The sequence below is a fragment of the Streptomyces sp. NPDC097619 genome (assembly GCF_040302735.1).
Lineage (GTDB): Bacteria > Actinomycetota > Actinomycetes > Streptomycetales > Streptomycetaceae > Streptomyces.
Genome location: NZ_JBEOSD010000139.1, coordinates 1 through 22167, shown reverse-complemented (window position 1 = coordinate 22167; position 22167 = coordinate 1). Strand labels below are relative to the sequence as shown.

16 protein-coding genes and 2 pseudogenes are annotated in these 22167 nt (G+C 73.8%); 9 read left to right on the top strand and 9 right to left on the bottom strand.

Annotation, left to right across the window (positions count from 1 at the left end):
* From ABTZ17_RS28770 to exaC, 4 genes and pseudogenes are all read left to right on the top strand, one after another.
* The coding region (locus ABTZ17_RS28770) for a DEAD/DEAH box helicase (RefSeq protein WP_352198668.1) at window positions 1-1257 on the top strand (1257 nt) is incomplete at its 5' end.
* The gene (locus ABTZ17_RS28765) at window positions 1254-2699 is read left to right on the top strand and encodes an SWF or SNF family helicase (RefSeq protein ID WP_352198667.1); all 1446 of its coding nucleotides are present in this window, start codon (window positions 1254-1256) and stop codon (window positions 2697-2699) included. The genes ABTZ17_RS28770 and ABTZ17_RS28765, both read left to right, overlap by 4 nt.
* Before the next feature lie 709 nt (window positions 2700-3408).
* Window positions 3409-3975 (top strand): annotated as a pseudogene (locus ABTZ17_RS28760) (winged helix-turn-helix domain-containing protein); the annotation flags it as partial.
* A gap of 116 nt (window positions 3976-4091) precedes the next feature.
* Window positions 4092-5615 (top strand): annotated as a pseudogene (gene exaC / locus ABTZ17_RS28755) (acetaldehyde dehydrogenase ExaC).
* On the opposite strand, the gene ABTZ17_RS28750 reads toward exaC, so the two are convergent.
* The 3 genes from ABTZ17_RS28750 to ABTZ17_RS28740 form a co-directional block, all read right to left on the bottom strand.
* The gene (locus ABTZ17_RS28750; RefSeq protein WP_352198666.1) at window positions 5612-6523 is read right to left on the bottom strand and encodes a hypothetical protein; all 912 of its coding nucleotides are present in this window, start codon (window positions 6521-6523) and stop codon (window positions 5612-5614) included. The pseudogene exaC and the gene ABTZ17_RS28750 sit on opposite strands and share 4 nt — an antisense overlap.
* Window positions 6524-6527: 4 nt before the next feature.
* Window positions 6528-8330: a glycoside hydrolase family 15 protein gene (locus ABTZ17_RS28745; protein WP_352198665.1), complete on the bottom strand. Its 1803-nt coding sequence runs from the start codon at window positions 8328-8330 to the stop codon at window positions 6528-6530.
* Window positions 8331-8461: 131 nt separating this feature from the next.
* On the bottom strand, window positions 8462-9601 hold the full coding sequence (locus ABTZ17_RS28740; RefSeq protein WP_352198664.1) for a PucR-like N-terminal domain-containing protein: 1140 nt from the start codon (window positions 9599-9601) through the stop codon (window positions 8462-8464).
* A gap of 131 nt (window positions 9602-9732) precedes the next feature.
* Between ABTZ17_RS28740 and ABTZ17_RS28735 the strand changes: the two genes are divergently transcribed.
* The 5 genes from ABTZ17_RS28735 to ABTZ17_RS28715 all read left to right on the top strand — a co-directional run bounded on the left by ABTZ17_RS28735 (window position 9733) and on the right by ABTZ17_RS28715 (window position 15014).
* Window positions 9733-10743 (top strand): ferredoxin reductase, encoded by a 1011-nt coding sequence (locus ABTZ17_RS28735; RefSeq protein WP_352198669.1) that lies wholly within the window; start codon window positions 9733-9735, stop codon window positions 10741-10743.
* A 7-nt stretch (window positions 10744-10750) separates the two neighbouring features.
* A complete protein-coding gene (locus ABTZ17_RS28730) occupies window positions 10751-11869 on the top strand; it encodes a fatty acid desaturase family protein (RefSeq protein ID WP_352198663.1) in 1119 nt (372 codons plus the stop codon).
* Between the two features lie 103 nt (window positions 11870-11972).
* Window positions 11973-12713 carry a response regulator transcription factor gene (locus ABTZ17_RS28725; RefSeq protein WP_352198662.1) on the top strand — a complete coding sequence of 247 codons (741 nt, stop codon included), beginning with the start codon at window positions 11973-11975 and terminating at the stop codon, window positions 12711-12713.
* The gene (locus ABTZ17_RS28720) at window positions 12710-14080 is read left to right on the top strand and encodes a sensor histidine kinase (protein WP_352198661.1); all 1371 of its coding nucleotides are present in this window, start codon (window positions 12710-12712) and stop codon (window positions 14078-14080) included. The genes ABTZ17_RS28725 and ABTZ17_RS28720 overlap by 4 nt, the downstream gene beginning before the upstream one ends.
* Before the next feature lie 88 nt (window positions 14081-14168).
* Window positions 14169-15014, top strand: coding sequence for an endo alpha-1,4 polygalactosaminidase (locus tag ABTZ17_RS28715; RefSeq protein WP_352198660.1), 846 nt, complete (start codon window positions 14169-14171; stop codon window positions 15012-15014).
* Between the two features lie 10 nt (window positions 15015-15024).
* Here the strand turns inward: ABTZ17_RS28715 and ABTZ17_RS28710 are convergent, their stop codons facing one another.
* The 6 genes from ABTZ17_RS28710 to ABTZ17_RS28685 form a co-directional block, all read right to left on the bottom strand.
* Entirely contained in the window at window positions 15025-15750 is a 726-nt protein-coding gene (locus tag ABTZ17_RS28710; RefSeq protein WP_352198659.1) for a thioesterase II family protein, read from the bottom strand.
* A 27-nt stretch (window positions 15751-15777) separates the two neighbouring features.
* Window positions 15778-16389 carry an ArsR/SmtB family transcription factor gene (locus tag ABTZ17_RS28705; protein WP_352198658.1) on the bottom strand — a complete coding sequence of 204 codons (612 nt, stop codon included), beginning with the start codon at window positions 16387-16389 and terminating at the stop codon, window positions 15778-15780.
* A 277-nt stretch (window positions 16390-16666) separates the two neighbouring features.
* Window positions 16667-17851, bottom strand: a complete 1185-nt coding sequence (locus tag ABTZ17_RS28700) for a cytochrome P450 (protein WP_352198657.1) — start codon at window positions 17849-17851, stop codon at window positions 16667-16669.
* A 12-nt stretch (window positions 17852-17863) separates the two neighbouring features.
* A complete protein-coding gene (locus ABTZ17_RS28695; protein ID WP_352198656.1) occupies window positions 17864-19171 on the bottom strand; it encodes an MFS transporter in 1308 nt (435 codons plus the stop codon).
* Window positions 19171-20151, bottom strand: a complete 981-nt coding sequence (locus ABTZ17_RS28690) for a TauD/TfdA family dioxygenase (protein ID WP_352198655.1) — start codon at window positions 20149-20151, stop codon at window positions 19171-19173. The genes ABTZ17_RS28695 and ABTZ17_RS28690 overlap by 1 nt, the downstream gene beginning before the upstream one ends.
* A 96-nt stretch (window positions 20152-20247) precedes the next feature.
* Window positions 20248-22167 (bottom strand): condensation domain-containing protein (locus tag ABTZ17_RS28685; RefSeq protein WP_352198654.1); only part of this gene is annotated, 1920 nt, incomplete at its 5' end.

The window sequence follows — 22167 nt, the reverse complement described above, 5'->3', positions numbered from 1 at the left end:
ACGGCCGGACCCACCCTCGTGGTCTGCCCGGCCTCCCTCCTCGGCAACTGGCAGCGCGAGATCGAACGCTTCGCCCCCGGCGTCCCCGTCCGCCGGCACCACGGCGCCGCCCGGACCCTGCCCCCGGCCGGGGACACCGGATTCGTGCTCACCACCTACGGCACCATGCGCCTGGACGCCCCGCTGCTGGCCGGCGTCGACTGGGGCCTGGTGGCCGCCGACGAGGCCCAACACATGAAGAACCCGCGGTCCGGCACCGCTCGGGCGCTGCGCACCGTCGGCGCCCGCGCCCGGGTGGCCCTGACCGGTACGCCCGTGGAGAACGGGCTCACCGACCTGTGGGCCGTCCTGGACTGGGCGAATCCGGGGCTGTTGGGCAGGCTCGGCACCTTCCGCACCCGCTACGCCGGGGTCTCCGACGGGACCGACCCGCGCGCCGCCGAGCGGCTGTCGGCGCTGGTGCGCCCCTTCCTGCTGCGCCGCCGCAAGTCCGATCCGGGCATCGCCCCGGAGCTGCCCGCCAAGACGGAGACGGACCATCCGGTGGCACTGTCCACGGAGCAGGTCGCCCTGTACGAGGCGGTGGTCCGGGAGGCGCTGGCCGCGATCGCGGGCACCACCGGGCCGGAGCGGCGCGGTCTCGTGGTGAAGCTCCTCACGGCCCTCAAGCAGGTCTGCAACCACCCGGCCCAGTACCTCAAGGAGGACCGGCCGGTGCTCCCCGGCCGGTCGGGGAAGCTGGAACTGCTGGACGAACTCCTCGACGCCGTCCTCGCCGAGGGCGGATCGGTGCTCGTGTTCACCCAGTACGTGGCCATGGCCAGGCTGTTGGAACACCACCTCGCGGCACGCGGTACCGGGGTGCAGCTGCTGCACGGCGGGATCTCCCTGCCGCGCCGTCAGGACCTGGTGGACCGCTTCCAGTCGGGCGAGGTCCCGGTCTTCCTGCTGTCGCTGAAGGCCGCGGGCACGGGCCTGAACCTCACCCGGGCCGGGCACGTCGTGCACTTCGACCGCTGGTGGAACCCGGCCGTGGAGGAGCAGGCCACCGACCGGGCGTACCGCATCGGGCAGACCCGGCCCGTGCAGGTCCACCGCCTGATCGCCGAGGGCACCGTGGAGGACCGCGTCGCGGCGCTGCTGGCACGCAAACGGGCCTTGGCCGACAGCGTCCTGACCGGCGGCGAGGCCGCCCTCACCGAACTCACCGACGCCGAACTCGCCGAGCTCGTCGTCCTCCGAGGGGGCGCCCGATGACCGCCGAAGACCGCTCCGGCCGCCCGGGGACCGCGGGCCCGGAGGGGGCCGTGGAGCGCACCTTCGAGGCACTGCCACCGGTGCGGGGCCGGGCGTTCGCCGCCACCTCGTGGGGCCGGTCCTGGCTGCGGGCGCTGGAAGACAGCGCCCTCGACGGGGAACAGGTCCGCAAGGGCCGCCGGTACGCCCGCGAGGGCGGGGTCGGCGCCCTGACCCTGCGCCCGGGACGGCTGACGTCGGTGGTGAGCGACCCCGACGGCACCCGGCACCGCACCGACGTGCTGCTGCGCTGCTTCGAGGAACCGGAATGGGACCGGCTGCTCGACGCGGCGGCCGGTTCCGCCGGGCACATCGCGGCCCTCCTGGACCGCGAGATGCCCCCGGAGCTCGCCGAGGACGCGGCGGCGGCGGGCGTGGACCTGCTGCCCGGCACCGGCGAGCTGGAACCCCGCTGCGACTGCGGGGCCTGGGACCACTGCCCGCACACCTCGGCCCTGTGCCACCAGGTGGCGCGTCTGCTCGACCGGGACCCGTTCCTGCTGCTCCTCCTCCGCGGCCGCGCGGAGCGGGAGGTGCTGGACGAGCTCCAGGTGCGCAGCGCCCGCCGGGCCGCGGACACCGCGCCCGGCCACTCCGGGGACGGCGACGGCCCGGCTCCGGCGGGTGGGGCTCCGGCCCGGTGCGGGGTGTCGGCGGCCGAGGCCTTCGGGACCTGGGGGATCCTCCCCCCGCTGCCCCCGCTGCCGGTGCTGCCGGACGGGCCGGGCCAGCCGCCCCTGCTGGACACCGAGACCGAACCCGAGGAGGACCTGGACCCGGGGGCCGTGGAGTTCCTCGCCGAGGCGGCGGCGGCCTCGGCGCACGAACTGCTGGCCCGCGCCCTGGCCCCGGACCACGCCGACCGCCCGCTCCCCCCGCCCGCCGGGGACACCGCGTCCACCGACGCGAACGGGGAGAACGGGACCGACGGCGCCCCGGTCCCGGGGCGCGGGGCCGCCTTCGCGGAGGACGCGGTGCGCCTGGCCTCCCTCGCCGCGGACGTCCGGGTCCGGTCCCGGCTGGCGGCGGCGAGCGGGCGGGACCGGGAGGCCCTGGCCCGCGCGGTCCTCGCCCGGCGGCTCGGCGGGCCGGACGGGCCGGTCGTCCTGGAGGATGAGTGGGCCCCGGACCCGGAGTCCGCGGCGCGGGCGCGAGCGGTGCTCGCCGCGGCCTGGGAGGACGGCGAAGGCCCCGCCCTCCGGCAGGAGTCGAACCGCTGGACCGCCGAGGACGGCACCGCCCAGCTGCGCCTGGACCGGCGGGGCCGCTGGTGGCCCTTCCGCCGGGAGGCCGGCCACTGGGTGCCCGCGGGCCCTCCGGAGTCCGGACCGGCCGCCGCCCTGGCGGCCCTCGACCCGACGGAACCCGGGGACCGGGAGGACGGCACGGACGCGCGGGACTGAGCACGGCGCCGGACCTTCCGCGGGGAGGACGAGCGGGCCGGGCGGCAGGGCCGGGCGGGTGCCGGACCGCCGGCGGACCGGCACCCGGGGCCGGGCCGGATCCGTCGGTGGCGGAAGGGGGTTGGGGAGGGGGCCCGGCGGAGCAGGATGTCCCTGCGGACGCCGGGCAGCACCCCGGTGGCGGTGCGGGGCGGGGGCCCGGACCGTCCGGGGCGGCCCGCCGCCGCACGGCGCGGCCGTGCCGAGGACGCCGCGGCCGCGGGTCTCACGAGATCGGGGCTGACCTGCTGTGCTGAAACAACGGAGGAACCCGGGGGCGCTCCGCGCGCTGCCCGCGATACCCGCCCTGCCCACCACCACCGACCGCCCGGCCCCGGGCTCCTTACCGGCCCTGTGCCGCCGGGCCCCCGCGTGCTGGAACGCGTACGGCGGCACCCGCGCCCCCCACGCGGCTGCCCGGCCCGGCGAAGCGACCCCGGAGCCGGTCCCGAGGCGGGTGCCACAGGAGCGAACCCCGGCACACCCCGGCGCGGGCGCACCCTTCCCCGAGCCGGGCCCGCCGCCCGGGGCCCCCTCCTCCCCGCCTTCCCCCGCCACCGCGCGGGTCCGCCGCGCGCACCGGGGGGCGGCGGCGAAGGCCCGACGGGGCGAGGTGCGCCCGGATCCCCGGCCGGGCGCCGCGCCGCCGGAGGCCCGGCGGGACGCGCTGCGGGCCCTCGGCCGTGACGAGGCGCTGTTCCGCAGCGGCGGGCGGACGGTACGGCTGGGGCGGCGGCACAGCGAGATCCTGGTCCTGCTCGCCCGCCACCCGGGCGGACTGACCGGGGAGGAGCTGCTGATCGGCCTGTACGAGGACGAGGCGGTGTCCCCCGTCACCCTGCGCGCCGAACTGTGCCGGCTGCGCGCGCTGCTCGGCCCCCGGGCCCTGTTGTCCCGCCCGTACCGGCTGGCCGCTCCCGTGGATTCCGACTTCGGGCTGGTCAACCGGCGCCTCGCGCTGGGGGCCGCGTCCGCCGCGCTCGCCGCGTACCCCGGCCCGCTGTTGCCCTCCTCCGCCGCGCCGGAGGTGGTGCGGCTGCGCGGCCGGCTCACCGACCAGGTGCGGGCCGCCCTGATCGCCCGGGGCGACCCGGGGCTCCTCACGGACTGGGCGGACAGCCCCTGGGGCGAGGAGGACCTGGAGGTCTGGCGGGCCCTGGCCGCGGCGCTGCCGCCCGAACGGCGCGCCCCCGCCCTGGCTCGCGCCCGCCGTCTCGACGCCGAGCTGAGGGGTTGAGCCGAGGGGTTGAGGCCGCACCGGTCGGCGCAACGTCCCCGCAACCTGGCGGCTCCTAGCCTCGCCTGCGAGCGCCGCCCGGTACGGGGCGGCGCCGTCCCCGGGAGGAGAACGGTATGACCCGCTACGCCGCGCCCGGCAGCGAAGGCTCGATCATGTCCTACGCGCCCCGCTACGACCACTGGATCGGCGGGGAGTACGTGCCGCCCGCGCGGGGCCGATACTTCGAGAACCCCTCCCCCGTCAACGGCCTGCCCTTCACGGAGATCGCCCGCGGCACCGCCGAGGACGTGGAGCGCGCCCTCGACGCCGCGCACGCCGCCGCCCCCGCCTGGGGCCGGGTGGCGGCCGCCGAGCGCGCCACGATCCTGCTCCGCGTGGCCGACCGCATGGAGCAGAACCTCGAACGCCTCGCCGTGGCCGAGAGCTGGGAGAACGGCAAGCCGGTCCGGGAGACCCTGGCCGCCGACATCCCGTTGGCCATCGACCACTTCCGCTACTTCGCGGGCGCGTTGCGCGCCTAGGAGGGGGCGCTCAGCCAGGTGGACGAGGACACGGTGGCCTACCACTTCCACGAGCCGCTGGGCGTGGTCGCGCAGATCATCCCGTGGAACTTCCCGATCCTGATGGCCGTGTGGAAGCTGGCCCCGGCGCTCGCCGCGGGCAACGCCGTGATCCTCAAGCCCGCCGAGCAGACCCCGGCCTCCGTGCACTACTGGCTGAGCCTGGTGGCGGACCTGCTGCCGCCGGGCGTCCTCAACATCGTCAACGGCTTCGGCGAGGAGGCGGGGAAGCCGCTGGCGTCCAGCCCGCGGGTGGCGAAGATCGCCTTCACCGGGGAGACCTCCACCGGCCGGCTGATCCTGCAGTACGCCGCCGAGCACCTGAAGCCCGTCACCCTGGAGCTCGGCGGCAAGAGCCCGAACATCTTCTTCGACGACGTGTGGGACGTGGACGACGACCTGCGCGACAAGGCCCTGGAGGGGTTCACCATGTTCGCCCTGAACCAGGGCGAGGTGTGCACCTGTCCGTCGCGGGCCCTCATCGAGCGCGGCCGCTACGGCGACTTCCTCGACGCGGCGGTGGCCCGCACGGAACTCATCCTGCCCGGGCACCCCTTGGACACCGAGACCATGATCGGCGCCCAGGCCTCGGCGGAACAGCTCCGCAAGATCCTCTCGTACCTGGAGATCGGGCAGCAGGAGGGCGCGAAGGTCCTCACGGGCGGCGGTCGCGTGGAACACGACGGCGAACTGGCCGGCGGCTACTACGTGCAGCCCACCATCTTCGAGGGCGACAACCGCATGCGGATCTTCCAGGAGGAGATCTTCGGCCCGGTGGTCTCGGTGACCTCCTTTCAGGACTTCGACGACGCGATCCGCATCGCGAACGACACCGCGTACGGCCTCGGCGCGGGCGTGTGGACCCGCGACATCAACACCGCCTACCGCGCGGGCCGCGCCATCCAGGCCGGCCGCGTCTGGACCAACTGCTACCACGCGTACCCGGCGCACGCCGCCTTCGGCGGCTACAAGCAGTCGGGCATGGGCCGCGAGACCCACAAGATGATGTTGGACCACTACCAGCAGACGAAGAACCTCCTGGTCTCGTACTCCCCGAAGCAGGTCGGCTTCTTCTAGGGCGCGGATCCGCGGCGCCCGGCCCGGGTTCCCGGCCGGGCGCCGTCGGAGCCGTCGGCCGCCGTTCCCCGGGGCCGTTCGACGGCTTGGAGGATGCCGGCCGCCGAGAAGCACAGGGCGCCGCACAGCGTCCCCCAGTCGACGACCCCGGGGTCGACCGGACCGTCGGTGGCGGGCCGGACGAAGGCGGCCACGGCCGAGGCCATGAACAGCACCGAGCCCAGCTGGTTCACCGCGACGACCCACCAGCCGAGGCCGCGCGAGCGCGGGCAGGGCCAGGGGCGGTGGCAGAGCTCGACGAACGCGAGGTGCCCCGAGATCAGGAAGAGCAGGCATCCGACCATGTCGGGGGTCCAGACGAGCCGGTCGGCCTGCCGGGCGGTGAGCCCCTGGAGGAAGGAGTCCAGGAGGTCGACGCCGAACACGAGCGTCCCGACGAACAGCACGAAGGTGCTCAGCCAGTCCAGGCGCATCGGCTCGTACCCCCACCACTTCCAGCGGGTGGTGACCAACCCGTCGCCGTCGGTGGTGTGGCGGGGTCCGTTGAGGACCTGGAGGAGCGAGACGTAGCCGCCGGTGTTGAAGAACAGACCTCCCGCGAAGGAGAGCGCGGCGCTCTCGGCCGCGCCGCCCCGGCCGAAGAGGGTCACGGCGGCGCCGAGGGCGAAGAGGGCTCCGCCGATGACGAACGCGGCGGAGGCGATGGCGTTGAGCCGGCGCAGGCGGCCGAGGGCCTCGGGAGCGGCCGTCGTCGTGGCGACCGTCCCGTCGGGGGCGCGGACCCCGAGGGTGCCGCGGCGGCGGGCGGTCCGCGACTCCCACACGACCGTGCCGCCTTCGGGACGCTGCCAGGTCCGCCGGGTGGTGAAGGGGCCCGCGCCCTCGGCGCGCGGCCGGGCCTGTGCCACGTGCTCAGTCCGCCTCGGTGGTCCGCTTTTCCGTGCCGGCCAGGGTGAGCGCGGTGTTGACCAGACCGACGTGGCTGAACGCCTGCGGGAAGTTGCCGAGTTGGCGCCCGGAGACGGGGTCGTACTCCTCGGCGAGGAGCCCCACGTCGTTGCGCACGGTCAGCAGCCGTTGGAAGAGGGCCCGGGCCTCGTCCTCCCGGCCCGTCAGGTGCAGGGCGTCGGCGAGCCAGAACGAGCAGGCCAGGAAGGCTCCTTCGTCGCCGGGCAGTCCGTCGTCCGTGTCCGCGGTGCTGTAGCGGCGCACGAGTCCGCCGCGGCCGAGTTCGGCGCGGACCGCGTCGACGGTGCCGATGACGCGCGGGTCGTCGGGCGGGAGGAATCCGACCCGGGGGATGAGCAGGGTCGCCGCGTCGAGTTCGGTCGAGCCGTAGTACTGGGTGAAGGTGCCCCGCTCGGGATCGAACCCCTGCTCGCACACGTCGCGGTGGACCGCGTCGCGCATGGCCCGCCAGCGGTCCGCGTCACCGGGCAACGACGGGTCGCTCTCCAGGGTGCGCACGGCCCGGTCCGCGGCCACCCAGGCCATGACCTTGGAGTGCACGAAGTGCCGGCGGGGCCCGCGGACCTCCCACAGGCCCTCGTCGGGCCGGCGCCAGTTCTGTTCCAGGAATTCCAGGAGCGCGAGCTGGATCCGCCAGGCGTGCTCTTCGGCGGGCAGACCGGCGGACCGGGCCAGGTGCAGGGAGTCCATCACCTCCCCGTAGACGTCGAGCTGGAGCTGGTCGACGGCGGCGTTGCCGACGCGGACCGGCGCGGACCCGGCGTAGCCGCGCAGCCAGGGCAGTTCGCTCTCGGGGATGCGCCGCTCGCCCCCGATCCCGTACATGATCTGGAGGTCGGCGGGGGCACCGGCGACCGCGCGCAGGAGCCATTCGCGCCAGGCGCGGGCCTCGTCGAGGAAGCCGGTGGCGAGGAGGGAGCCGAGGGTGAGGGTGGCGTCGCGCAGCCAGCAGTAGCGGTAGTCCCAGTTGCGGACGCCGCCGATCTCCTCGGGCAGGGAGGTGGTCGCGGCGGCGACGATGCCGCCGGTCGGGGCGTACGTGAGGGCCTTGAGGGTGATCAGGGAGCGGGTGACGGCTTCCTCGTGCGGGCCTTCGTAGCGGCACTGGGAGGTCCACTCGCGCCAGTCGGCGACGCTGGACTCCAGGGCTTCGAAGGGGTCGGTGGGCTCGGGCCGGGGCTCGTGCGAGGGGTGCCAGGTCAGGACGAAGGCGACGCGGCGGCCGGCGTTCACGGGGAACTGGGAGCGGGTGCTGTTGTCCTCTCCCCAGGTGCGGACGGGCGGGTCGCTGCGGAACCAGGCCGCGTCGGGCCCGGCGACGGCGACCCGGTCGCCGTCGTGGCGGCGCACCCAGGGGACGACGTGGCCGTAGTCGAAGCGCAGGCGCAGGGTGCTGAGCATCCTGACGGTCCCGCTGATGCCTTCGACGATGCGGACGACGTCGGGGGCGACGTCGCGCTGGGGCATGAAGTCGGTGACCTTGACGGTGCCGGTCGCGGTCTCCCAGTAGGACTCCAGGACCAGCGTGCCGTCGATGTAGGCGCGGCGGGTGCAGCGCTCGCCGGGCGCGGCGTCGAGCGGGGCGATGCGCCAGTGGCCGTTCTCCTCGTCCCCGAGGAGTCCGGCGAAGCAGGCCGCCGAGTCGAAGCGCGGCAGGCACAGCCAGTCGATGGACCCGTCGCGACCGACGAGCCCGCTGGTCATGAGGTCGCCGATGAGAGCGTAGTCCTCGATGGGTTGCGTCATTCGACCGCTCTTCCCCCGAATGTCCGCAGTCAATCCGCCGGGTACCCGGACAGCCCCGAGCGGGTCGGCTGCCCGCAGCTGGGGGGAGGGACGGCCCCCGGCGTGGACGGCACCGTCGTCCGGCGGGCGCGTCAGGCGTTCCGCAGACCGAGCGCGAGCGTCAGCTCCAGGACGCGGTGCGGCGAGGCGAGGTCCGGGAACAGCTCCCGCAGCTGCGACATCCGGTACCGCACGGTCTGGGGATGGACGAACAGGGCCGCCGCCACCTCGTCCCGCCGCCCCTGGTGCAGCAGCCACTCCCGCAGGGTCTCCTCCAGCCGGCGCGCGGTGGCGACCGGCAGGATCCGCAGCGGTGCGAGGGCCCGGGTCCGCAGGTCGGCGAACGCGTCCGCGTCGGCGCTCAGCACCAGCTCGGGCAGGTGGTCCTCGGTGTCCCGGATGTCGGGGGACAGCGAGCGCGCGCGGGCGGCCCGCGCGTAGGAGGCGGAGGCCCGGGTCCACGGCCGGGCCGGGCCGACCACGGCGGCGCGGTCGGTCAGTTGTCGCAGCAGGTGCGGCCGGTCGGCGTCGGGTACGAGCAGGACTCCGGAGGCGTCCGGCAGGTCGTCGAGGACGAGGGTGCCCGGGTCGAGCGCGCGGTAGGCGGGCCGGGCCTGGGCGGCGGGCAGCAGGACGGCCGTCAGCGAGGCGGGGGGCTGCCATCCGGCCCGTTGGACGGAGGCCAGCAGCACGTCCGGGCTGGCTCCGGCGAGGAGGTCCCGGGCCAGGTGTTCCAGGTGGCGTTCGTGGTCCCGGCCCTGGGCGGCCAGCTCGTCGGCGTGGCCGGCGGCGCTCGCGGCGGAGAGCTCGTCGATGTACGCGAAGGTCAGCTCGGCGAATTTGGCGACCTCCGCCGCGGGCAGGCCCGCCGGTACGGCACCCGCCGCCAGACACCGCCAGGCCACGCGGGCGCCGACGCGGTAGGCGCTGAGCAGGGCGTCCATCGTCCGCCCGTCGCGGACCTCGCCGCGGCCCAGTTCGTAGGCCGCGTCGCCGGCGTCACCGCCCGTGGCGTTCCCGCTCGCGAGGTCCAGGTAGTGGCCGAGGGCGGTGCGGACCGCGCGGCGGATGGTGACGCCCATGCGGCCGGACAGGGCGTTGGCGTAGGGAGGGACCTCGTCGATGATCGCCTGGACGACCTCGTCGGCGGTGGTCCGCAGGACGGCCCGGAGCGCGGTGGCGGTGGCCTGGTCCAGGGCCAGGTCGGTGACCCTCCGGATGGGGTAGCTCATGGTTTATTCCCTGCGAACAATTCGGCCGACCAGATTTACGTCTTGCGGTCAGGACTTTACGCCTTGAAGCGCATCAAGCTGGGGTCATGACGAGTGCAGCCCTCCGCAGTAGGGCGTGGAAACTGCTGGAGATGGTCACGACGCCGCTGCTGCCGTCGGACTACCTCGACCTGGTCAGCCCGCTGCGTGCGGGCGCCGACCTGCGGGGGCGCATCGAAGCCGTGCGGCCGGAGACGAGCGACTCCGCGACCATCGTGATCAGACCGGGCAAGGGATGGCGCGGCCACACGGCCGGCCAGTACGTGCGGGTCGGGGTCGACGTGGACGGGCGGCGCCTGTGGCGGGCCTACTCCCTGACCTCGCCGACGAACCGGCGCGACGGCCGCGTCACGATCACCGTGAAGGCGATCCCGGACGGCAAGGTCAGCAACCACCTGGTCCGTCGGGCGAAGCCGGGCACGCTCGTCCACCTCGACCAGCCGACCGGCGACTTCGTCCTGCCCAGGCCCAGGCCCGCCAAGGTGCTCTACCTGACGGCCGGCAGCGGCATCACGCCGGTGATGGGCATGCTGCGCGACGGCGCCTGCGACGACGTCGTCATGGTCCACTGCGCCCCGCAGCCGCAGGACGTGATCTTCCGCGGCGAGCTCCACCGCCTGGTCGCGGACGGGACGCTGCGCCTCACCGAGATCCACACGGACACGGACGGCGTGCTCGACATCACCCGTCTCGGTGAGCTGGTCCCCGACTGGGCCGACCGCGAGACCTGGGCCTGCGGGCCCGCCGGCCTGCTCGACGCCGCCGAGGGGTTCTGGGGGGACCACGGCGTCGCGGAGCGCCTGCACACCGAACGCTTCCGCCCCGGCGTCGTCGTGGCCGGTGACGGCGGGCGGGTCACGTTCAGCTCGACCGGCCGGACCGTCGACGCGGACGGCGCCACGCCGCTGTTGGACGTCGGCGAAGAGGCCGGCGTGCTCATGCCGTCCGGGTGCCGCATGGGCATCTGCTTCGGCTGCGTCTCCCCCCTCAAGGCGGGCGCCGTCCGCGACCTGCGCACCGGCGAGATCACCGAGGCCGAGACCGGCGTCCTCATCCAGACCTGTGTGTCCGCCGCCGCGGGCCCCTGCGACATCGAACGGTAGGAGCACCTTGACCGCCATCGACCCCACCGCCCACCTGACCGCGGAGCAGATCGAGGAGCTCGGCCGCGAGCTGGACGCGATCCGCGACGAGGTGATCGCGAGCCGAGGCGAGAAGGACGCCGCCTACATCCGGAAGGTCATCTCGGCGCAGCGCACGCTCGAACTGGCCAGCCGGGGCGTGCTGCTGTTCTCGTTCTTCCCGCCCGCGTGGCTGATCGGCACCGCCGGCCTGTCCGTGGCGAAGATCATGGACAACATGGAGATCGGCCACAACGTCCTGCACGGCCAGTGGGACTGGATGCGGGACCCGAAGATCCATTCCACCACCTGGGAGTGGGACCACGTCTCGCCCTCCGACCAGTGGCGGCACTCGCACAACGAGCTGCACCACACGTACACGAACGTCATCGGCAAGGACAACGACCTCGGCTACGGCATCATGCGCGTCGACGAGGACCAGAAGTGGCACCCCTTCCACCTGGGGCAGCCGCTGTGGAACTTCGTCAACGCCTGCTTCTTCGAGTACGGCATCGCGGCCTACGACCTGGAGCTCGGCAAGAACCTGCACAAGCGGCGCCGCAAGGACCCGGAGTTCCGCGCGCGGGCCAGGGCCGTGGGCCGCAAGATCCGCAAGCAGGTGCTCAAGGACTACGTGATCCACCCGCTGCTGTCGGGCCCGTCGTTCCTCACCACGCTCGCCGCCACCTTCACCGCGAACCTGGTCCGCAACCTCTGGTCGCACTCGGTGATCATGTGCGGGCACTTCCCCGAAGGCGTGCAGGTCTTCGAGCGCCGGTCCATCAAGGGCGAGACGCGCGGCCAGTGGTACCTGCGCCAGATGATGGGCTCGGCGAACATCAGCGGCGGCAAGGCCATGCACTTCATGACCGGCAACCTGTCGCACCAGATCGAGCACCACCTGTTCCCGGACCTCCCGAGCAACCGCTACGCGGAGGTCGCGGTCAAGGTGCGCGCGCTGTTCGAGAAGTACGAGCTCGACTACGTCAGCGGACCGCTGCCCAAGCAGGTGTTCTCCGCCTGGCACAAGGTCTTCCGACTGTCGCTGCCGAACAGGAAGCCCAAGGCCGGCACCCCCGACCGGGAGCAGGAGCTGGTCGCGGCCTGATCCTCGGCAGCCGGCCGCGGGCCGGCACTTTCGGGCAGTAAGGCGATGGCCATGGCTTGTTTACTATGTCCTCCCGTTCGGCGCGAACAAGGGCGGACAGCACATGCGCGTACTCCTGGTCGAGGACGAACCCGACCTCCGTGAGGTGGTGGCGGCCGGCCTGAAGGCCGCCGGCTACGCGGTCGACGGTGCCCGCGACTGGCCGGAGGCCGAGTTCCTGCTCGACGTGAACGCGTACGACTGCGTCGTGCTGGACCGCATGCTCCCCTCCGGGGACACCCTGCCCGCCCTGGAGCACCGACGGCGTTCCGGGTGGACGACGCCCGTGCTCTGCCTGACCGCGCTGCACACGGTCGCGGACCGGGTCGCGGGCTTCCACTCCGGGGCCGACGACTACCTTCCCAAGCCCTTCGCCATGGAGGAGCTCGTGATGCGGGTCGGCAGCCTGGCCCGTCGGGCGGGTGACCGGCTGCCCGTCCACCTCCGCCACGCCGGGCTGGAGCTGGACGCGGCCCGCCGGGAGGTCCGGCGGGACGGGATCCTGCTCACCCTGACCCACAAGGAGTACGCCGTCCTGCGGCACCTGCTCGTGCACCGGGAGACGGTGGTCACCCGGTCCGTGCTGGTGGAGCACTGCTGGGACGAGATGGCCGACCCCGTCTCGAACGTCGTCGACGCCGTCATGGCGGGCCTGCGGCGCAAACTCGGCCCTCCCCCGCTGATCCGCACCGTCCGCGGCCACGGTTTCCTCCTCGGCGGCGACGGCGACGACCACGGCGGCGCCGATGGCAGCGATGGCGGCCGCGATGGCGGCGGGGCCCTCGGCGGCCGGACCTCCCGGTGACCGGCGCCGCGCGGGCGGGCCGACCCTTCCCCGGGCGGGCCGGGCGTCGGCCGTCCCCGGCCCGCCGGCGGCTGCGCCGCCTCCAGCTGAGGCTCACCCTGGCCTACACCCTCATCACCCTGGCCGGTGTCAGCGCGCTGTCCTGGATGGTGATCCGCACCGACGAGCGCTCCTGGCGCGCCGCCGCGTACGACGAGATGGACCAGCGCGCCTCGGTGAGCACCTCCCTCATCTACTACACGGACGCCGGCCTGCAGCTCGACGGCCTCCACGACGACGAGGCCACCCGCGGCACCCCCCGGGTACGGGTCCTGCACGTGGCGACCGGCGGCGCCCTGCGTCCGGTGTTCACCTCGCCGGGTCCGGCCGACCCCGCCGTGCCCGCCGGCCGGCTGGCCGCACTGGCCCGCTCCGCGATGGACCGGGACGACACGGTGCGCACCGAGGAGGCGGACGCCGGAGGCGAGGCCGTCTACCTCCTCGCCCGGCCGTTCCACCACGACGAGACGCAGGAGGTGCGCGGTGCCGTCGTCGTGGTGGGCGACCCCTCCCAGTGGATGGGCGAGCACCGCCGACTGGCGGCCTCCGTGCTCGTCGGAGCCGGTCTGCTCACCGCGCTGGCCGGGGCGACGGGCCACCTGCTGTCCGGCCGCAGTCTGCGCCCGGCCTGGCAGTCGCTGGAGGCCCAGGAGCGGGTGCTCGCCGACGCCGCCCACGAGCTGCGGACCCCGGTCGCGGTCATGCGCAGCTCCGTCGACATCGCGGGCATCGACCCACGCGGCCTCGACCCGCACCTGCCGCGCATCCGCCGGGCCACCGAGCGGCTGACGGACGTGGTGGAGAACGTCCTCACCCGCGGCCGGTTGCAGGCCGCCGGATCGGAGCTGCGGGCCGTGCCCCTACGGCTCGACCAGCTGGTGGAGCAGGTCTGCGAGGAACTGGTCGAGCCGCCGGGGAACGGCCCGCGGCTGCTGACCACCTCCCTGGACGCCTCCGTGGTCACCGCCGACCCGGCGCTCGTCCGCATCGCCGTCCGCAACCTCCTCGACAACGCGCTGCGGCACGGCCGCACCCCGGCCCCGGGGCCCACCGCCGGGATCGCGGAGGTGCACGTCATGGTCCGCGGCGCGACGGTGGCGGTGGCCGACCGCGGTCCGGGCATCGCGGCCGCCGACCTGCCGGGCCTGACGGAACGCTTCCGTTCCCCGGGGGGCGGCACCGGCATCGGACTGTCGCTGGTCCGGGAGGTCGCCACCGCGCACGGCGGCGGGCTCTCGGCGGACCTCCGTCCCGGCGGCGGCACCCTGGTGCGGCTCTCCCTGGGCCCCGGCGGGCCCGGGCCCTCCCACGCGGGCGGGGCGACGTGACGCGGCGCGAGAGGCGGCTCCTCATCGATTCCTCACGGTGCCCCGTCCAGGATGCGAACACCTCATCGCACCTCACACGGGAGTACGTGTGCCGAAGCACTCCACCACCCCCTTCCTGCGCCGCAAGGCCACCCTGGCCGCGGCCGCCGCGGGCGTCGCCCTGGCCGCGGGGGCGGGACTGACCCTGTCCCAGGCCACCGCCGGCCCGTCCGCCGCGCCGCGCCTCCCCACCGCGAACATGTCCTTCGACTACCAGATCGGCGCCCCGTACACCCCGCCCCAGGGGGTGCGCGCCGTCTCCCGCGACCGCTCGGTCCCGCCCGCCGCCGGGCTGTACAACGTCTGCTACGTCAACGCCTTCCAGACCCAGCCCGACGCGCTGGGCTGGTGGCAGAAGAACCACCCCGACCTCGTGCTCCGCGACTCCTCCCGCCGCCCGGTGCTCGACGAGGACTGGGGCGAGGCCCTGCTCGACACCTCGACGGCGGACAAGCGCACCCGGCTGGCGAAGATCGTCGGCGAGTGGATCACCGGCTGTGCCCGCAGCGGCTACCAGGCCGTCGAGCCGGACAACCTGGACTCCTTCTCCCGGTCCGGCGGCCGGCTGAAGAAGGCGGACAACGCCGCCTTCGCCAAGCTCCTCGCGGACCGCGCGCACGCCGCGAGCCTCGCCATCGGACAGAAGAACACCACCGAACTGCTCCCCGACCGGGCGAAGATCGGCTTCGACTTCGCGGTCGCCGAGGAGTGCGGCCAGTACGACGAGTGCGGCGACTTCGCGAAGGCCTACGCGAACCGCGTCTTCGTCATCGAGTATCGCGACTCCGCCTACAAGAAGGCCTGTTCCGCCTGGGGTTCCAAGCTGTCGATCGTCCGGCGCGACCTGGACGTCACGCGCCCGGGCTCCGGGTCCTACCGCTTCCGGACCTGCTGACCCCCTCCGGTCAGAAGGGGGCGGCGGCCAGTCGGGCCACCGTGGCGGCGTGCGGGACGAGGTAGAAGTGGTCCCCCGGGAACGTCCTGCACGCGAAGGGGCCGCCCGTGCGCTCCTCCCAGGCCCGGGCCCCGTCGGGGGTGACCCCGGGGTCGGCGTCGCCGTTCAGGGCGAGGATCCCGGCCCGCACGGGCGGGGCCGCCGGGTCACAGCGGTAGGCGTCGATCAGGTGGTAGTCGTTGCGCACGATCGGCAGCAGCATCTCGCGGAGGTCCGGGTCCTCCCAGACCTCCGCGCTGGTGCCGCCCAGGGCGGCGACCGCCTCGACGATCTCGTCGTCCGTCAGGGGCCGGGGGCGTACGGGTCGGTCCGCGGGGCGGCCCGAGACGCAGAGCCGCCGCACCTCGCCGCGCCCCGCGGCCTCCAGGCGCAGCAGGGTCTCGTGGGCGACGGCCGCGCCCATGCTGTGGCCGAGGAAGACCGTGGGGACCGGATCCAGGGCGGCCAGTGGTCCGGCGAGCGAGTCGGCCAGGGCGGCCATGTCCGGTACCAGCGGTTCGGTGAAGCGGGTCTCGCGACCCGGGTACTGCACGGCCAGCAGTTCCACGTCCGGGGCGAGGTGCCGGGCCCAGCCCCGGAAGAAGCCCGCGCCGCCGCCCGCGTGCGGGAAGCAGACCAGGCGCAGGGCGGGGGCGGTGACCGGGCGGTGCCGGACGATCGCGGCGAGGGGGGTCACGGGTGCTCGATTCTTGTCGGCGGCGGATCAGCCGAGGATGACCTCACCCAGTGGGGTGAGGCTGTGGAGGGTGGAGTTCCGGCGGCGGCGGGTGGCGACGAAGCCGGCCCGACGGAGCACGGTGAGGTGCTTGCTCGCCGAGGGGCTGGAGATGCCGAGCAGATCGGCGACCTCGCCCGTGGAATGGGCCTCGCGCAGGCTGTCCAGGATGTCGGCGCGGGTGCGTCCGAGGAGGGCCCGCAGGACGGATTCGCCCTCGCCCCCGTGCCAGAAGGCGTCGGCCTCCTCCGGTCCGGGGTCGATGTTGTAGACGAGGACGGGGATCCCCTCCCAGCCGTGCTCGGCGTCGATCAGGAGGGGGCGGGGAGCGAACAGGGAGGGCACCAGGGTCATTCCGAGTCCGCCCAGGTCCACTTCACGGGTGGGTCCGCCGCTCCCGATGCGCAGGATCGGGGATTCCCACCTCAGCTCCGGATGGCGGCTGTTCAGGACGTAGTCCATGCCGCCGGCCAGCATGCCCCGGCCACAGGCGTCGCGTTCCGCTTTGAGGGAGGCGAGGATGCGGCCCCAGTACGGTTCCACGGCGACGGCGTGGAAGAGGCTGGGCTCGGGCGGCTCGGGGACGGTGAGGGTTCTCACAAGCGAACGGGAAGGTTCCGGAAAGGGGTTGCCGCCGGCGGCCCTGCGCATCCGGGACCGGGCCGCGCGGCGCCAGGGCCCCAGCCCGTCACCCCGGGCGCCCCCCGCGAGTCGTTCCCACGCGAAGTGCGCTTCGAACGCCATACCCAGCGTACTGATGACACGTGTCCGCGCCAGATCGTCGACGCCTACGCGCACTTCGATCACGGTTCCGTCGCCCCCCGGTTGATTGCGTAATGATCATATGCAAATGGGATCACTCATGGCCAATGGACCGTCAGCGCCATTCCATCGTGACCGGCAGGGAGCCGTACCCCTGGACCAGGTTGGACCGCATCCAGCGCAGCTCGCCGGCGAGCCGCACCCCGCGCGCCTCGGTCGCCAACTGGCGCAGCAGTTCCTTGAGTTCCACGCGCGCCAGCGCCGCGCCGAGGCAGTGGTGCGGACCGTTGCCGAAGCCGAGGTGTCGGTTCGGGGTCCGGTCCGGGACGAAGGCGTGCGGGTCGGGGAAGAGGCGCTCGTCCCGGTTGGCCGCGGAGAGCCAGGCCACCACGGCCTCGCCCTTGCGGATGGGCCGCCCGTCGATCTCGTGGTCCTCGGTGGCCACCCGCAGCACGTGGGCCGCGGGCGAGGTCCACCGCACCAGTTCCTCCACCGACTTGTCGAGCAGTCCGGGGTCGGCGTGCAGGGCGTCCAGGGCCTCGGGGAAGCGCCGGAAGACGTCGAAGGCTCCGGTGATGGAGTGCCGGGTGGTCTCGTTGCCTCCGATCAGCACGTTGTCGCAGTTGATCAGGACGTCCTCGGTGGACAGTCGCCCGTCCGCCAGGAGGGCGCTGACCAGGTCGGATCCCGGTTCCCGCTCCCGACGCTCAATCAGTTCGTGGAAGTAGAAGAGGATTTCGGTGTGCGCCTCCGCCGGGGTCATCCGGTCGAAGCTGCTCTCCTCCCCGCCGAAGGCGTGGTTCGTCAGCTCGATCAGCCGCTCGCGTTCGCTCAGCGGTACGCCGATCACCTCGCAGACGACGGCCGCGGGCAGCCGGGGTCCCACCTCAAGGGCCACGTCGACCGGTTCCGTACCGGCCGCCCGCAGTTTGGCCACGATCTCGGCGACCTCCTGCCGCAGGACGGACTCCAGTTCGGGGGCGCGGAGCCGGGAGAGGAACGGGCCGATCAGCCGCTTCAGGAGGTTGTGCCAGCTGCCCTCGCTGACGACGAGCATCCGGCCGCCCGAGTGGTCCGAGTGGTCGGCGTCGAAGCCGATCATCATGCCGTGCTCGGAGGTGAAGGGTGCCTTGGGCGAGAGGACGGCGGCCACGTGCCGGTGCGCGAACACCGACCAGAATCCGCTGGGCGAGCCGCCGGGACCGCTCCACACCACGTCGTCCGAGGCGGTGTGGCGGGCCCAGAGGTCGAACCGGTCCTCCGTGGTGTAGAGGTCGGGGCGTGCCAGATCGAGGGTCATCGTGTTCCTTGGTCAGTGGGGGGCCCGGGCGGAGGCCGGGGCCGGGTCGGGCAGTGGCGCGTCGACGGCGTCGGGCGCACCCGGGGCCGCGGGCAGGGCCGGCGCCTCGCGCATGACCGGGGACAGCACCGCCGACAGGGCGATCAGCCCCATCACGGAGGCGGCGGCCAGCAGCCCGGTGGAACGGCCCACCAGGTCCAGCAGGACCCCGCCCGCGAGCGGGGCCACCGCCCCGCCGGCTCCGCTGCAGAGGCCGGCGACGCTGATCACCCGCCCGCGGTGACTGTCGGGCGTGAGCAGCAGCTGGTAGGTGGTGAAGTAGGCGTTCGCCGTCGGCGCCGCGCAGGCGATGGCCCCCAGCAGGAGGCCCGGCGTCCAGGTCCCCGGCAGGACCGCGATGCCCGCGGTGAGGACGGCGAACAGCCACAGCACGACGAAGACGGGCCGTGCTCCGGTGAGCACCCGCTGGAGCAGGGGGGCGGCCAGCGCCCCGAGGAGACCGCCGACCCCCAGCATGGCCGCCATGACGCCGATCGCCCCGGTGGACATGCCGTCCGCCTGGGCCGAGGCGATCACGACGAAGTAGACGGCGCCGAAGCAGAAGTTCGTGGCCGTCGCGTAGGCCAGCCCCAGCCTGAGGAAGGGGTGCCGTGCGAGGAACCGCACCCCTTCCCCGAGCCCGCCCGGACCGCCCGCGGATCCCTCCGGAGCGGGTGCCGGGCCGGCCGCGGGGGCGGCCGGGGGCCTGCGCAGGAACAGCAGCAGGACCAGTCCCACCAGGTGGGCCAGGGCACCGACCACGAACGGGAAGGCGTTCTTGACGGCGAGCAGGAACCCGCCCGCCGAGGTGCCGGCGAGCTGGCCCGCGTAGGTCCGGGCGGAGTTCATCGCCACCGCGTCGGAGAGCCGTTCCGGTGCGACCAGGCCCGGGATCATCGCCTCGCCCGCCGCCGTGAGGACGGCGGTGGCGGCCCCGTTGACCAGGGCCAGGCCCACCAGGGCCGGGAAGGAGACCGTCCCGGCCCACAGCAGGATTCCGAGGGAGGCGAACACGGCCGCCAGCACGCCCTCGCACCAGAGCATCACCGTCCGCCGGTCGAACCGGTCGGCGACCGCGCCTGCGGGCAGGCCCGCCAGGAGCATCGCCGCGGCGTCGACGAACCCGATGATCCCGGCCTGAGAGGGCGATCCGGTGAGGGCGAGGGCCAGCAGCGGCAGGACGATCAGCGAGGTGCTGTAGGCGAACTCGCCCAGGGCCTGGCTGGTCCACAGCAGGGCGAAGCCCCCGCCCCCTCCCCGGCGCCGCTCGGTCGCCGCCATCAGGCGAGCAGCCGCGAGCGCGACTTCGTGTGCACGTAGGTCCGGCGCAGGTCACGGACGATGCTGGTCCGCTTCAGCCACCGGTCGGTCCCGTCGTAGCGGGGGGTGAAGGTGTCCCGGCCGTGGATCACCCGGTAGTTGTCGATGAACGCGGCCTCGCCCGGGCTGAGCACGATGCGCTCGGCGGCCGCGGCCAGTCCCTCGGCCGCCTCCCGCATGGCGTGCTCGGCCCGTTCGTCGCCGGGGACCGGGCTCGTGAAGTCGGCGTCGATCCGCAGGTAGGGGAACTCGGCGGGTCCGAAGAGCACCGAGGCCACCTCGTGCGGCCGGTCCTCAAGGGCGGAGGGGTGCTCCACGGTGTGGTCCGGTACCACCTCGTGGGAGTCGTCCGGGTAGAAGCGGAATCGGTTCTCCTGGAGGACCTCGCGGAGCGGGGCGCTGAATTCCACCGATTCGACCGTCGCCACCGTGGTCCCGACGGAGTCGGGGTTGCGCAGGCACATCAGCGCCACGTAGTCGCCGCGGCAGGCGTGGAAGACGTCCTCGGTGTGGAGGGTGAGCTGCTGCTCGCTGCTCGCGCTGGTCAGCGACTTCTCCTGGCCCTTGGAGGGGCAGACGTCGTGCACCAGCCGGCCGCCCTGCTGGTTGGTCCAGGCGAACGGGTCGCCGAGCACGGAGGCGATGAGCAGGAGGACGAGCTCCTCGCGGACCGCCGCGTCCTCCTTCGCCGCGATCTGCCAGCTCGGGGGCGTGGGGACCAGTTCCTCGTCCACGGGCAGGTTGGCCACGGCGATGACGGCTTCCTCCGCCGTCCGGGAGGAGACCAGGAACTGGCGCACCCCCACCGGCAGTCGCTCGGCTTCCACGCGGATCTCGTCCGCGTACTCCATGGGGGTCCACACCGGATGGGTGTCGAGGAACCGATCGGCGATGCGGGCCGTCTCGGTGCGCTCCGCGTCACTCAGGACGTATCGGGCCACGGCGAATTCCCTCTTCTTTCGTGTGCGTGTGGGTGGTGTGCGTGGGGGTCGTGTGCGAAGGGGTCGGGCCCGGGGGCCGACCGGTGGATCAGGGGATCAGTCGGTCACCGAGGCGATGATCTGCCGCAGCGCGGCGAGGTGGGCCTCCGCGAGGTCACCGACCGTCCCGGGACCGTGCAGGTCCGGGTCGTGCATCCAGTCGAGGCGCAGTTCGCCGTCGCTGACGGCGGCCACGATGTCGACGGCGTAGGGGCGCACCCCTTCGGGCGCCTGGTCGGCGCCGAGAGCGTCCAGGCGGCCCCGGACGAGCCCGGTCCCCGCCTCGGTCGTGCCCCACTGCCCCAGGTAGTTGAAGCTGATGGAGGGCTCCGGGGCGGCCGCGAGCCGCGTCCGTGCCTCGCTGTCGGGGGCGGACAGGTGACGGAGCGCACCGTGACCGAGGCCCCGGCCGGGCAGCTTCCGCAGTGCCTTCTTCACGCCGCGCAGGGCCGGGCCCCAATCCCCTTCGGTCGGGACGTCGAGGGTGACGGGGTGGATGGTGGTGAACCAGCCCACCGTCCGGGACAGGTCCACGTCCGCGAACAGCTCCTCGCGGCCGTGACCCTCCAGGGCGACGGTGACCGGGGCCCCGGCCCGCTCCGCGAGGACGCGGCCGAGGGCGGCCAGCAGCACGTCGTTGATCCGGGTGCGGTGGGCGGCCGGCACCCGCTGGAGCAGGGCTTCGGTCGCGGCGCGGTCGAGCACGACGCTCCGGACGGCGATCCGCCCGTACGTGGGGACCACGTCGACGGTGTGCTCCACGGGCAGCCCGGCACCGCCGGATACCTTCGCCCAGTAGGGCAGTTCGTGGTCCAGCGCGCCGGCGCGGACGTGCTCGGCGAGCCGGGCCGACCACTGCTGGTAGCTGCTGGTGCGGGGCCCGAGATCGGCCGCGCGGCCGGCCCGGAGGTCACCGTACACGCGTTCCAGGTCCTCCAGGAGGATCCGCCAGGACACTCCGTCCGTCACCAGGTGGTGCACGGCCAGGAACAGTCGGGGGGCGGCGCCGTCCGCGAAGCGGAAGAAGACGCCCTTGACCAGGGAGCCCGTGGCCAGGTCCAGGCCGCGCTGGGCCGCGAGCGCGGCACCCTCCGCGGCCTCCGGATCGGCCGTGGGCAGGTCCCGCACGGTCAGCAGGTCCGAGGCGGTCGGCAGCCGCTCCCCGTACTCCTGGAGCCACGTGTCGTCGCCGCGCGAGAACCGCATCCGCAGCGCGTCGTGGTGGGCGACCAGGGCCGCCAAGGCCTCGCCCAGCATCCCGGGGTCGGTGTCGGGGGCCAGCTCCAGGTGGACCGACATGGCGTAGTGGTCGGGCTCGGCGTGGCCGTCGAAGAACCACCGCTGGATCGGGGTCAGCCCGACCGCTCCCCGAACGGGTCCGGTCGGCGTCCCGGTGGCGGGTTCGGCTTCGACCGGGGCCGCCGCGGCCGCCAGTTCGGCCACCGACTGGTGGACGAACAGCAGCTTCGAGGTGAGGTGCAGACCGGCCTGACGGGCTCGGGAGACGACCTGGATGGAGAGGATGGAGTCGCCGCCGAGGTCGAAGAAGTTGTCGTGGATTCCGACCTTCTCGACTCCCAGGACCTCGGACCAGACCTCGGTGAGGAGCTGCTCGGTGGCGTCGCGGGGGGCGGTGTAGGAGGTGGCCGTCTGCTCGGAGCGGAACTCCGGCTCCGGCAGGGAACGCCGGTCCACCTTCCCGCTCGGCGTCAACGGCAACGCCTCCAACGACACGAACACCGCCGGGACCATGTAATCCGGCAGGGAGGCGGCGAGATGGGCCCGCAGCTCCGCCGTCGGCACGGGATCGGTCGTGGCCACGTAGGCGACGAGGCGTCGGTGGCCATCGGTGCCCTGATGGGCCACCACCACCGCTTCCCGCACGCCCGGATGACCCACCAGAACGGTCTCGATCTCACCGAGCTCGATCCGGAAGCCACGGATCTTCACCTGGTCGTCCGCCCGACCCAGGTACTC

Bases quoted from the DNA above. Each gene is read 5' to 3' on its own strand.
- ABTZ17_RS28765 (WP_352198667.1), top strand. From the start codon at position 1,254: ATGACCGCCGAAGACCGCTCCGGCCGCCCGGGGACCGCGGGCCCGGAG.
- ABTZ17_RS28745 (WP_352198665.1), bottom strand. From the start codon at position 8,330: ATGACGCAACCCATCGAGGACTACGCTCTCATCGGCGACCTCATGACC.
- ABTZ17_RS28740 (WP_352198664.1), bottom strand. From the start codon at position 9,601: ATGAGCTACCCCATCCGGAGGGTCACCGACCTGGCCCTGGACCAGGCC.
- ABTZ17_RS28735 (WP_352198669.1), top strand. From the start codon at position 9,733: ATGGTCACGACGCCGCTGCTGCCGTCGGACTACCTCGACCTGGTCAGC.
- ABTZ17_RS28725 (WP_352198662.1), top strand. From the start codon at position 11,973: ATGCGCGTACTCCTGGTCGAGGACGAACCCGACCTCCGTGAGGTGGTG.
- ABTZ17_RS28700 (WP_352198657.1), bottom strand. From the start codon at position 17,851: ATGACCCTCGATCTGGCACGCCCCGACCTCTACACCACGGAGGACCGG.
- ABTZ17_RS28695 (WP_352198656.1), bottom strand. From the start codon at position 19,171: ATGGCGGCGACCGAGCGGCGCCGGGGAGGGGGCGGGGGCTTCGCCCTG.